This is a genomic window from Alkalitalea saponilacus (assembly GCF_900168165.1).
GTDB classification, from domain to species: Bacteria; Bacteroidota; Bacteroidia; order Bacteroidales; family Marinilabiliaceae; genus Natronoflexus; species Natronoflexus saponilacus.
In genome coordinates, this window is record NZ_FUYV01000009.1 from 43740 (window position 1) to 56770 (window position 13031).

Annotated in this window: 12 protein-coding genes; 9 read left to right on the plus strand and 3 right to left on the minus strand. The window is 37.6% G+C overall.

What is annotated here, in order from left to right:
• Positions 1-312: 312 nt before the first annotated feature.
• From B5X70_RS08660 to B5X70_RS08675, 4 genes are all read left to right on the plus strand, one after another.
• Positions 313-762, plus strand: a complete 450-nt coding sequence (locus B5X70_RS08660) for a sll1863 family stress response protein (protein ID WP_079557509.1) — start codon at positions 313-315, stop codon at positions 760-762.
• A 274-nt stretch (positions 763-1036) separates the two neighbouring features.
• Entirely contained in the window at positions 1037-1672 is a 636-nt protein-coding gene (locus B5X70_RS08665; protein ID WP_079557596.1) for a PIG-L family deacetylase, read from the plus strand.
• Between the two features lie 262 nt (positions 1673-1934).
• On the plus strand, positions 1935-3077 hold the full coding sequence (locus B5X70_RS08670; RefSeq protein ID WP_079557510.1) for a glycosyltransferase family 4 protein: 1143 nt from the start codon (positions 1935-1937) through the stop codon (positions 3075-3077).
• Positions 3078-3183: 106 nt separating this feature from the next.
• The gene (locus B5X70_RS08675) at positions 3184-4347 is read left to right on the plus strand and encodes a glycoside hydrolase 100 family protein (RefSeq protein ID WP_079557511.1); all 1164 of its coding nucleotides are present in this window, start codon (positions 3184-3186) and stop codon (positions 4345-4347) included.
• Here B5X70_RS08675 and B5X70_RS08680 read toward each other — a convergent pair.
• From B5X70_RS08680 to B5X70_RS08685, 3 genes are read right to left on the minus strand one after another with little or no spacing between them, the layout of a single operon-like run.
• Positions 4334-6625, minus strand: a complete 2292-nt coding sequence (locus B5X70_RS08680; protein ID WP_079557512.1) for a glycosyltransferase family 4 protein — start codon at positions 6623-6625, stop codon at positions 4334-4336. The genes B5X70_RS08675 and B5X70_RS08680 overlap by 14 nt on opposite strands.
• A 54-nt stretch (positions 6626-6679) precedes the next feature.
• The gene (locus tag B5X70_RS18505) at positions 6680-6805 is read right to left on the minus strand and encodes a hypothetical protein (protein ID WP_262481302.1); all 126 of its coding nucleotides are present in this window, start codon (positions 6803-6805) and stop codon (positions 6680-6682) included.
• A gap of 32 nt (positions 6806-6837) precedes the next feature.
• Positions 6838-8334: a B12-binding domain-containing radical SAM protein gene (locus B5X70_RS08685; protein ID WP_079557513.1), complete on the minus strand. Its 1497-nt coding sequence runs from the start codon at positions 8332-8334 to the stop codon at positions 6838-6840.
• A 578-nt stretch (positions 8335-8912) separates the two neighbouring features.
• Here B5X70_RS08685 and B5X70_RS18575 point away from each other — a divergent pair.
• From B5X70_RS18575 to B5X70_RS08705, 5 genes are all read left to right on the plus strand, one after another.
• On the plus strand, positions 8913-9098 hold the full coding sequence (locus tag B5X70_RS18575; protein WP_079557514.1) for a Thivi_2564 family membrane protein: 186 nt from the start codon (positions 8913-8915) through the stop codon (positions 9096-9098).
• Positions 9099-9230: 132 nt separating this feature from the next.
• Positions 9231-10907 carry a PAS domain-containing hybrid sensor histidine kinase/response regulator gene (locus B5X70_RS08695; RefSeq protein ID WP_079557515.1) on the plus strand — a complete coding sequence of 559 codons (1677 nt, stop codon included), beginning with the start codon at positions 9231-9233 and terminating at the stop codon, positions 10905-10907.
• 117 nt (positions 10908-11024) lie between these two features.
• The gene (locus B5X70_RS17900; protein WP_143255050.1) at positions 11025-11177 is read left to right on the plus strand and encodes a lmo0937 family membrane protein; all 153 of its coding nucleotides are present in this window, start codon (positions 11025-11027) and stop codon (positions 11175-11177) included.
• Between the two features lie 208 nt (positions 11178-11385).
• The gene (locus tag B5X70_RS08700) at positions 11386-12234 is read left to right on the plus strand and encodes an MlaE family ABC transporter permease (protein WP_232468368.1); all 849 of its coding nucleotides are present in this window, start codon (positions 11386-11388) and stop codon (positions 12232-12234) included.
• 36 nt (positions 12235-12270) lie between these two features.
• On the plus strand, positions 12271-13029 hold the full coding sequence (locus B5X70_RS08705; RefSeq protein ID WP_079557516.1) for an ABC transporter ATP-binding protein: 759 nt from the start codon (positions 12271-12273) through the stop codon (positions 13027-13029).
• Positions 13030-13031: the final 2 nt, after the last annotated feature.

Genomic DNA, 13031 nt, shown 5'->3' on the forward strand with positions numbered 1-13031 from the left:
TTATCGCAAAAAGCAATAAGTGGCAGATAAATACATCAGGCTATCCATACTACTAACAACCACAAATACTGCCACTTAAATTTATAACACACAATAATTTACTACCAAAAGACCATTGAACTTATTGCGCCAGAGGCAATTAACCGTTAATAGATTACGGATACCCATTTAAATCAAATAATGGAACAATCCCGGCCAGGGCTAAAACTCTCTTTTTATCATAGTGAGAATGATGTAACAAATTCATTATATTATGTAACAACCTCCGTGCTCATGATGCTTATATTTCTTTAATACAAAAATTAAAGAAATATGAAAAAGTCAATTTTAGTACTATCCATTTCCATCCTGATTGTTGGAGGATTATTATCTAATTGCCAGTCAAAATCTGAAAAAGAAGATAGAGCGAAAGAGAGGGTGTCTGAGGCAAAAGATGATTTAACGCGAGCTCAAAGCGATTTAAAAAAGATTCAACAAGACACTATCGCATCCTATCAGAAATTCATAAAAGAGGCAGAAGATCAGATCGCTGTTTATGAAAAGAACATTAAGGAGTTAAAAGCAAAAGTCGCAATGGAGAAAGATATGGGAAAAGCCAATTATGAGAAAAAACTTTCGCAACTGGAAGAAAAAAACAAAGAACTAAAAACCAAAATTATTGATTTCAAAGACAATCAGGTTGATAATTGGGAGGAGAAACAAGTTAAATTCAGAAAAGATATGAATGAATTGGGAAGTGCAATTGCCGGTTTTTTTGATTAAGATTAACCTACAATTACCCTTTTCATGAGTGAATAGAGGATTCAATCAATAATCAGAACTTTTTAGCCATGAAAAATTTACTTTATATCATCTCCGGACTACTATTCATCATCTGGGGAATACTCTTTTGGGGACTAAATGCTACAGGTCCAGTACACCTACTTCTAGCATTAGGGGTATTTGTGATTCTTATCAGGCTTGTTTTTAACAAGCAGTTTGATAAAGGAAGGGCTAGTCTTTAAATAATATCAAAACGAGCCCTAATTGCATGCTTATGTTGGCAAAAGAAGAAAAAACTGCGGTAGTAATTGTGGCTCATCCCGATGATGAAACCCTTTGGAGCGGAGGTGTTATTTTAAGTCATCCAACATATAAATGGTTCATTATTTCGTTATGCCGGGGCAAAGATACAGATCGTGCTCCAAAGTTTATAAAAGCTTTAAAGGCCTTAAAGGCAAAAGGAGCAATTGGAGATCTTGATGATGGACCCGAGCAAACTCCATTGGCAACAGATGTCGTTGAGAATGCAATACTTGAATTATTACCTGTAACGCATTTCGATATGATTATTACCCATAGTCCATTCGGCGAATATACACGACATTTTCGGCATGAAGAAATAGGTAAGGCAGTGGTTAATCTGTGGAATGGGAATAAAATAGCTGCAAATTGTTTATGGGCTTATGCGTATGAAGATGGTAATAAATCATTTTTGCCCAGACCAATTGAAGGTGCAACTGTTTATATGAAACTCCCCAAGTTGATATGGATTGAAAAATTTAAAATCATTATTGAAATATACGGTTTTAAATCTGACAGTTGGGAAGCCAAAACAACACCCAAAACAGAGTCGTTTTGGCAATTTGATAATCCATTATCAGCTTTAAGGTGGCTTGAGCGTATGAAGTGACATCTTTTACAACTTTCTGGGTTCAAATATTCTACGCATATGGCATTTACAAATGAAAATGATCCCATGATAAAACTTTAAGACTGTTTTAATTAATATCAAAGAAATTTAGTTCTTAGATTTTTAGACAGATGACTAGATGGACAATACGATCAGAGTCTTTCTATACAATTCTATCTGCCTAAAATCAAATCACGGTTATATCGGGATTAGTCTAATAATCTACTGTAATTAACCTGATTCAAATAAATACCCAATTATCATGAAAGTCCTTGTTCTTTATGATTACCCTCCATCTCCCGGTGGACTGGCAACCCAGGGAGACTTGCTTTACAAAGGGCTCCTTAAGCTTGGGGTGGATGTCCATGCAGCTCATTTTGAATCAGCGCAGGAAAAAGAATGGTATTATCGCTGGTTCAAGCCAGATGTTGTCGTTGGAATAGGCTATTGGGGGCATACTCCTCAATTGATTCTTCACCCGCAAAGATACGGGGTAAAAGCGGTTCCCTGGCTAGTGGCCGACGGGTATATAGCAAATTATCAGGAAGTATTAAACGCCTTACCACTGATTTTAGTAACCTCTAAATGGGTGAAAGAAATGTATGTACGAGATGGAATCGATTCAAATATCATTGAAGTTTTGCCGGTTGGCTGCGATACCGATTCATTTATACCATTCAACAAGAACGATCCGAAAATAATAGCAGTTAGAGAAGCTTTGGGCATTTCACCGGATCAGATAATGATACTTACAGTTGGGGGTGATGCAGCTTCAAAAGGTGCTCAGGAAGTAATGCAGGCTCTCGCCATAATTGACACTAATGCGCCCGATTGGAAATATGTCTGCAAAGTGTGGCCACAACCTCGCACTAAGGCTCAAAATCTTAACGATTTAGAGCTGGCAAATCGTTTAGGTATAGAAAAAAACGTTACCTACGCAACTAACACCATTTCCCGTACATTCATGCCATACCTGATGGGTGCATGCGATATTTATGCCGCACCATCAAGGTTGGAAGGCTTTGGAATGCCACAAGTAGAAGCCGGGGCTTGCGAAAAACCAGTTGTTAGTTTAAAAGCTATGGGCATGCTTGATACGCTTGTTCACAATCAAACTGCTCTTTTAGCTAAAATTGCCCGTAAAATTGTTGTGAATGGAGTCATTATTGGTGAAGAATCAGGATTCGAGAGTAAACATAAAATGCAGTTTTCAACACCACGGATTGTGGACTACCGGGCAAATGTTCATGATATCGCAAAATATTTACTGCGACTAATGAATGATGGTGCATTACGGAATAGCATGGGAAAAGCCGGCAGAATAAGAGTTGTGGAAAAATTTGATTATCGTGAAGTTGCTAAACGATTTGTACAAATCGTTAGTGAAAGATTGGATATTAAATGAGAGGCAAATATTGAAGGATTACACAAAAACATATTGCATTGTTTTTCAAGCAATTTAATATCGATCTGGCCGATGGAAGTTCTATAACTATAAAATCAAAAAAACTATGCATTCTTCCCTCCTACTTGAAATTGAAGAAGCCAAAAGAGCGGCAATTGAAGTATTGGTTCACAATATGCATGGGCCATTCCACGGTTTGCCGCGCACTGCAGGCTGGGGATACCCGGAACCATATACGCGCGACTTAATGCTGTCAATTTTGGGTATTGCTGTTTCAGGGAATCAACAATTAATGGACAGTATACGCAAAGTATTGGAAACACTGGCATTGAACCAAACCAAACTTGGACATATTCCTTCTTTAGTTCATGATTCCGAAGATCGTGGCGCCAGCGACACCACCCCTCTGTTTATTTTGGCAGTTGGTATTTACAGGAGGGTTACATTAGACAAGCACTTTTTAAAAAGTGCACTGGAAAAAGCTCTGTTATGGATGGAATATCAGAGTCCTTCGGACAGGAGTCTTGTGGCTCAACAACCAACCAGTGACTGGCGCGATGAACAGTGGGTGACAGGTTATGGGCTTTTTGTGAATACTCTCACATACAGCTATCTTAAACTGTTGGGTTTATATGAAAGAGCAGATAAATTAAGGCATGCTATGGGTAGATTTACGATAACAAGCGGCGTAATGCATAAGCATGTTCACGAGGGACTTGTTGTTATGTACAAACCATATTACGCATTCTGGTCATACAAAATATTTAGCAGTGAAAGGTTTGATTTGCTTGGAAACAGCCTGGCAATTCTTTCAGGTCTGGCCTCATCATCAAGAGCAAATGAAATAATTACCTGGATAGAAAATGAGTGCATCAATATGCGTAAGAATGGAGAACTGAAGAGCGACCTTCCTCCAAATTTTTTTCCATACATAAAACCCACAAATCCTGATTGGCATGAACGATATAAAAAATACAACAATCCCGGGGAGTATCATAATGGTGGTATTTGGCCATTTATCTGCGGACTGTATGTTGCAGCTTTAGTAGCCGCAAAGCGATACAGACTCGCAGAAAAAAAGCTGATTGAATTCACCATGATCGTTAAACTTGCCAGAAAGACATCCCTAAAATATGGCTTTAATGAATGGATAAAAGCTCAGGATGGAATGCCGATGGGACAAGACTGGCAAACATGGAGTGCCGCTATGTATATTTATGCTGCTAAATGTGTTGAAACCAGAGAAACTCCTTTTTTTAGTTCGTCCTGACTTTTAATGTGGATGATTTCGAATCTTTCTTTTCAGAAATTACAGTTTCTGATTTTATGAACGATGAATAGGCCTGAAGAACCGTTAAATAGGATATTAAATAGGCCAGTGAACTCTCTGCTCCCTGGTTCCGGTTCACGCCATTCTGCTCAAAGCCATCACAACAGCCATGGGTTTCAAAATCATACAAACTCAAACGTAAGTCGTTTTCACCCAAAAACCACAAAAAGGAGGCGTAAAGTTTATTTAAGTGCTCTTTGTTTTTGGTAAGGTGAAATGCCTGATTGTACATTAAAACTGATGCCATAGCATCTATGGGTTGTTGAGCAAACAGCGAACGTTCACTCCCTTTTTTAAACCACTTTTCATTCCCAATCACACTAAGATAATTGTTTTTTAGAGTGTGATTTGTAAGAAAATCCATTGAAGAGATGGCGATTCCTGTAATTTCGTTATCGTTAAGAATCTCTGCTGAATGGAGCATCGCCAATGGCAGTATTCCGTTATCATAGGCCAGAAGCGGTTCAAACCACTTCCAGTCGGGCGATTCATTTTCTCTATAATGCCTTGACAGTTGTTTTGCCATATTCCGCAAACGTTCCATCATGGAGTCATCATCGGGATGACTTTTAAGATAGTGGCAAACGCCAATCATGGTATTGGCTATACTCCTAATGGATTTGAGTTTTTCGAAATTAGGTGCAGCCTTATAAAAAATCTCCTTTCCTGTTTGATAATAGGCATCATTAGGTGCAAAACCCAATAAATATCCTAAAGCCCAAATGGTGCGGCCAAACGAATCTTCAGAACCCACTTCATCTAAAAACTGGCGGCTAAAACTTAAAAAATTTCTGAATGTACCATCGCTGTTTTGAAGGTAGTGTATATAGCTTAAATAAATAGGCGATAGCTCAAGAGCACGGGTGTCTTTCATCTGATTATAAGCCATAAGAACCATCAGCAAAGCCCGCGCATTGTCATCAAGGCAATAGCCTTGTTTTAAATCGGGAATTCCAAATTTTGCATGTTGAATTATTCCGGTATCATCGGTTAACCGGTTAATGTGAGTAAGCGAAAATGGTGGCATAATCAACAAATCGAAAACAGAGTCCTTTTTCGGGATTTCAAAAACATCCTGTTCTGAAATGGTTTTAGCCAATTGGAAGTATTTCTCCCCGGTTTTTGGCCAGGTGATATTACGACCATAGGTATATGCTTTCTCTTTTATTTCTGCCAGGGTTTTCGGGTTATCAAGAAGTTCAGTTAGAAGTTTTGCAAGGGCTTTCTCATCCTTGAAATCAAAAAACCGGCCACGTCCATCGGCCAATAACTCTTCAGCATGCCAATAGGGTGTTGAAATTGCTGCAGCACCAACACCCACCGCATACGATAAAGTTCCACTGGTAATTTGCGCCTCATTTAAATAAGGTGTAATGTAAATATCAGTAGCCGACAAATATTTAAAAAGGTCTTGAACATTGATGAATTCGTTTAGAAAAACTACATGTTTTTCCAGTCCCAGGTTTTTAACCAGACGCATGAGATATATCCGGTACTCCTCACCCGAATGTCTGAGGACATTCGGGTGGGTTTTACCCAGAATGATATAAATGACATCGGGATTCGACTTAACAACCGCAGGCAAGGCGTTGATTACGGTTTCAATCCCTTTATTCCGGCCAATAAAACCAAAAGTGAGAAGCACCTTTTTATGATCAAGTTTAAACTCTTTTTTCGATTTTTCTGAGTTGTATTGTAAATCGGGTACTCCATGTTCTATAAAAGCTATTTTTTGTGCCGGAACATCGTAAATAGTTGTCAAAAAATCGATGGCTTTGTGGCTCATCACGACTATTTTTTGTGCCATGCTGCAAATTTGCTGTAATACCGCTTTTTGATTATAAGATGGCTTTTTTAGTATTGTGTGAAGCGTTACAATGTATGGAATATCCAGCCGGTGCAACAAAGGCAGGATATTCACTCCATCCTGTCCCCCAAAAATGCCAAATTCATGTTCCAAAACACATACATCGGCACCACTTAAATTTATAAACCTGGCAGCTTCAATATAATCTTCCAGTTGTTCCTGGTTGATGCTGGTTTTTACCTCCACAGGATAATCGTAGTGTGCGTTATTGTCGTTTAAGGCCACCACAAATCCCTCGTGTTTACCCTCCGACGCAGCATTTTCTGATATTACTGAATTGAAAAGATTTTTCGTGAATGTACCAATACCACATTCTCTTGGCGGGTATGTTCCTATAAATGCAATCTTCATTTCTTTCTCCCTCTGTTAAAAATAGTGATGAATATTGTTGATGAATCCGTTTATTTATGGCAATAAGCTGCCGGATGAGTTCTTTTCAGCCTTTTTTGTAGCCTTGTCTGCACGTTTTTCCTTCAGGGATTTTTGAGGTTCTTTCTTACTACCCTTTTTTGTTACTTTCTCTTTTGTCATGACAGTTGTTTTTTTAAAATTTGTATTATGGTTCACACATTTATGCGATTCTGTCTAAGTCCGTAAATTGTTCTGAAATGATATCCATAAACGGCAAAAGTTATGGCATCCGAAAACAAACCGGGTCTTTTAAAAAGTGTCCAGAGGAGTAATTTCCAGAACTCAATTCTACCCCTGTCAATAATTCCGATCACATACATGGATTTTAAAAATGCGGCGATGAGTGAAAGGTTAATTCTTTTTTGCTTCTTGTAGATTCGGTTATAGTTTAAAAACATCTGACGCACTCTTCTGTAGTATGGCTTGGTTGCATAAATGTTGTTAATAATTTTTCGGTAGCCTTCCAGCAACTCGTTATAATCCATTTTAGGAATAAAATTGATTGAAGAATCGGTATTATTTCCGGTACATTCAACGGTTATTCTCTTCTCCTGCTCTAACCTTTTATATAACAAGGTGTTTTTGGGTGCATTCAAAAGCCCGACCATTGCCGACACGATGCCGCTTTTTTGTATGAAATCAATTTGTCGCTGAAACACGCCTGGGGTATCACTGTCAAATCCAACAATAAAACCACCAGAAACCTGTAAACCTGTGTTTTGTATTTCCTTGACGCTCTTCAACAGGTTTCTGTTTTTGTTTTGTACTTTATTGCAGGTTCGGAGAGTTGTTTCATCAGGTGTCTCGATGCCAATAAAGGTTGATGTAAAACCTGTATCAACCATTTGAGACATTAACTCTTTATCGTCGGCCAGATTTATGGAACTCTGAATATTAAAAACAAACGGGTGCTTATGGTTTTTCATCCACTCATTCATAGAAGGAAGCAGGCTCGTTTTAATTTGGTTTTTGTTGCCAATAAAATTATCATCAACAATTGAAACCGGCCCTCTCCAATTCAGCCGGTATAACTCATCCAGTTCATGAATTATCTGACTGGTATCCTTCATCCTCACCTTATGTCCTAAAAGAGAGGTGATTTCACAAAAGTCGCAGGAAAACGGACAACCTCTCGAAACCTGGATGCTCATGAACACATATTTCTTCATTTGCAGTAAACCGTAGTCTGGGATCGGTGTATGTGAAAGATTTGCAAATTTGTCTGTTTTATATACTCTTTCAGGTTTCTTTCTTGCCAAATCACATAGAAACATTGGAAGGGTGATTTCTGCTTCATTTAAAACAAAATGATCAATTTGCGGGTAGTTTTTGTACTCCTGTGTAAATAGTGGCCCTCCGGCCACTATTTTTGTTCCCAGTTTCAAACATTCTGATATAATCTTGTTCACCGACTCCTTCTGAATATACATGGCACTGATAAAAACATAATCGGCCCATATAATATCTTTAGAATCGAGATCGGAAACATTTAAGTCAACCAGTTTTTTTTGCCAATGTATGGGAAGCATTGTAGATACGGTAATCAGACCAAGAGGCGGAACAGCCGCTTTTTTTGAAATAAACCTGAGTGCATGCTTAAAACTCCAAAACGAATCGGGGTACAACGGATATATTAGTAAAATTTTCATAATTGCCTTTGATTTGTAGTTCTTGTAAATTAATGAATACACCGATTGGCTGTTTAAACAAAAGGCTCTTGAGTAAAAAAGAGCAGTTACAAAAGACCAGATTTTGTTGTTGTCCGAATAGAATCAGGCATTTAATTATTGATGTAAATTTCGTGAACATGAGGTATGGAATTATTACATAATTCCATTAAAAGGTTACATCATTCACACATTGAAATTTCAAGCCTCTTCTGTGTATGGCCATCATCGCGTACCCCGGGTGCCGAGATAACCGGTAAATTGTTTCAGTTTTCAATATCACTGAACTGAGGCGACTAACCGACACAAATTTCCCAATATACTTCTGAAAATCTACCGATTATAGTTATGGTTTTATTTGGCATTTGTTGCACCTGAAACCAACAACCGCAATCATTTGGCTACATGGTACATACGGCCTGAACACAAAAGAATGCGAAGTATTGCAAACTGCCAAATGTGGGAATTATGTAACTCTATTTAAAGATTATGTAAAACTTTATGGCATCCAGTACATTACCTTGTATCTTATAAATTATTAATAAACTAAATATTTAGCTATGCCGATTCTAACAATCCTTATTGTCATTTTAGTTGTCGGAGTGTTGCTCTGGCTTGTAAACAGTTATATACCTATGCAACGAACAATTAAAGGTATATTAAACGCAGTTGTCGTTATCATCCTGGTAATATGGTTACTGAGTGTTTTTGGAGTTCTGGATAGTCTGCAAACCATAAAAATATAATCGTATATCGCTATCCAATTGTAATACAATTCAAAATTCTAAATATCAAATCGGACTGAGATCCGAGCGTTAAAACTATACAGTAATAATCTAACTCCCAACAAACTAACCCGGTATTAACACAAAAACACCATGAAAAAGTCAGCAACTACAGACAAACAGGTGAATAAAATAAAACAAGCAGAGAACAAAACCGACAAATTAAACCTGATTCATGAACTGGAAGTGCATCAGATTGAACTGGAAATGCAAAATGATGAGCTGAAAAAAACCAAAGAAAAAGCAGAACGTGCAGAAAAAAAATATAGAGAGTTATATGATTTTGCTCCAACTGCCTACTTGACTCTGACAAAGAAAGGCAAAATTAAAGACCTGAATTTTAGCGCAGAAAATATGTTGGGAAAAGATCGTATGCATTTAGTAGAGAGTAGTTTTGGTTTTTATATATCACTTGAAACAAGAGACAGCTTTAATCGTTTTTTGCAACGTATATTTACCGAAAAAGTTAAAGCAACCTGCGAAGCTAAACTTGAAACTCATGATGGATCAGCAAAACATGTTCTCATTACCGGTATTATTAGCAATATTGACGAAAAATGTCTGATGAACATGATTGACATCACCAAGCGCATACAAGCTGAACAAGAACTGATTATGGCCAAAGAGAAAGCTGAAGAAAGCGAAAGATTGAAGTCGTCTTTTTTGGCCAACATGAGCCACGAAATAAGGACTCCAATGAATGGGATACTTGGATTTACAGAATTGCTTAAAGACATGAAGCTAAATGGGAAAGATCAAAAAGAGTGCATTAATATAATTGAAAAAAGCGGTACTCGAATGCTCAACATCCTGAATGATATTATCAGCATCTCAAAAATAGAATCGAAGCAAATTGATGTTTTAATCTCAGATACAAATATTAACGATCAGGTAGAGTACATCTATCACTTTTTTAAGCTGGAAGCAGAACAAAAGAAGTTGAAGATTTCATTTAAAAATGGGCTGAATTTAGGTGAGGCATTTATCAGTACAGACAGGGAAAAACTATATGCCATACTCACAAACCTTGTTAAAAATGCAGTAAAATTTACCCAAACCGGCTTCATTGAATTGGGGTATACAAAAAAAGATAATTTCTTAGAGTTTTATGTAAGAGATAGTGGCCCCGGAATTCATGAAGAAGAGAAAAGCACCATTTTTGGTCGGTTTATTCAAGGCAGCAAAGCATATATCCGCAATTTGGAAGGTGCAGGTTTGGGATTGTCAATAACAAAAGCTTATGTTGAAATGTTGGGAGGGAAAATTTGGGTTGAGAATAATGCAGGCGAAAATAATGAATCATCGGGGGCAACATTCTTTTTTACCATCCCGGCTATTCCTGTTAAAAAAGCCCAGTCTGCCATAAACAATAAGAAGCTCAAAGAAGCAAAAAAAAATGAAGCAAAAAAACTAAATATTCTGGTTGTTGAAAACGATGAGATATCCAGAATGCTTATTATCGCCATGCTGGAAGAATTAATCAACAAGGTTTTAACAGCAACAAATGGAGTTGAAGCAATAGACCTTTACCAGAAAAACTCGGAAATAGACTTGGTTTTAATGGACATAAACATGCCGGAAATGGATGGCTATGAAGCCACTCGAAAAATCCGCGAGTTTGATAAAGATGTCATAATAATTGCACAAACGGCCTATGCATTAGCCGGTGACGAGGAAAAGTCACTTAACGCGGGATGCAATAACTATATCTCAAAACCCATAGACAAAGAAAAATTAAAGACTATGATCATCAATTCATTTTCTAATTAAAAAAACAAATAGGTACTTTTTGTGACTGAAAACTTCAAACATAAATCTATTTTGAGGTTGAAAAGTAACATTCAGGAAGTTTAACAATGTAATAAACAAACATCAAAAACAATTATTATGGGAAATTTACTTTACATCATTGCTGTCATCCTGATCGTTTTATGGGCAATCGGATTTATTGGTTACAGCGCAGGCGGAATTATTCATGTTCTGCTCGCAATAGCTCTTATAGCTATAGTTTTAAGACTAATACAGGGGAAAAAGATTTAATAAAAAAGTGTAGCAAAGATGACAGAAACTTATAGCATTGGATTATGCTCATGGGTATAAGTGGTTTGATTAGGGATAAAATGTGGGCAGGCAGAATGCCCACATTTTCACCCTTAGTGTCTTGGTAAACAGCATTTTACAAAATACATGAATAAGCTAATCCGTAAGAGAAAAGAGATTATGATTTGAAATCTTCGACATATATAAAGTGAAAAAATTTGCCTCATTTAAAAAAGTAACAATAAACACACATATTGTTAAAAAGCATGTAATCCGGCTTGGTGAGAAAACGTATAAAAAAACGCAGGATGCTAATGTTTTCTTTCTGGGAATAGGCGATTTCGTTCTGTTTTTTTGGGAAACGGTAAAAGAAACATTTTCTCTGGGTTTTGAATTTAAAGAATTCCTGAGGCAATGTTACCTAATTGGGTACAAAACATTACCCCTTATTTCGGTAACTGGTCTTATTATGGGGATGGTGTTAACCATCCAGTCGCGACCGGTATTGGCCGACTTTGGCGCTGTGTCCCTCCTTCCGGGAATGGTGGCGGCTTCAATCATCCGGGAAATGGGCCCGGTAATAACCGCTCTAATTTGCGCAGGAAAAATTGGTTCAGGTATCGGAGCGGAATTAGGCTCTATGAAGGTCTCAGAACAAATTGATGCCATGGAAGTATCTTCCACTCATCCCATTCGCTTTTTGGTGGTTACAAGAGTTCTTGCTGCCACATTGATGATTCCGATTTTGGTTATGTATGCCGATGCTCTCGGAATTCTGGGAAGCTGGGCAGCCATCAACATCAAAGGCAGTGTCTCCTTTGTTCTGTTTTTCCATCAGGCTTTTAGGGTAATTGATTTTATGGATTTCCTCCCTGCTGTTATAAAAACGTTCTTTTTTGGAGCAGCCATCGGATTTGTGGGATGCTACAAGGGCTACACCGCGGGTCGTGGAACTGAAAGCGTAGGTAAAGCAGCCAATTCAGCCGTTGTACTTGCCTCACTTCTTGTGATAATTATTGATTTGATTGCAGTTCAGATAACCGATATGCTTTTATAGTCTGGATAACAAAAAACACCTAATAGTAAAAGCTTTATGCAGGAGAGCACAAAAAAAAACAATCTGGTTATAGAAATCTGTAACCTAAGCAAAGGATTTGACAACCAACTGGTTTTAAAAAATTTATCACTAAACCTGATGGATGGTGAAAATCTGGTAGTGCTTGGAAAATCAGGCTCAGGAAAATCTGTTCTCATTAAGTGCATCGTTCGTTTGCTAAACGCCGACCAGGGAAGCATTCACGTTCTGGGCAAAAATGTGAATGAATTAAGAAGTAAAGAATTGGCAAAACTTAGAGAAAAAATTGGATTTCTTTTCCAAAGTGGCGCATTATATGATTCCATGACCATTAAACAAAACCTTGAATTTCCTCTGATCAGAATAAAGAAGAAACTAACAAAAAAGGAAAGGGATGAAAAAATTGAAGAAGTCTTAGTGAATGTAGGTTTAGGCGAAACGTTGGATCAGATGCCATCTGAACTTTCAGGCGGAATGCGAAAACGTGCCAGTTTGGCACGCACCATTATTGTTGACCCAATGATTATGCTCTACGACGAGCCGACCACAGGTCTCGACCCGGTAACCTCAAATGGCATCAGCACACTTATTAACGATGTTCAAAAGAAATACAAAACATCATCCATCATCATAACTCACGATATTGAATGTGCCCGTGCAACTGCCGACAGAATAATCATGTTAAAAGACGGCGATGTATACATGGAAGGGAGCATTGATGATTTTGAGAATTCGACAGATGAGTTAATCCAATCTTTTTTCAAAGAAAAAACATAAGT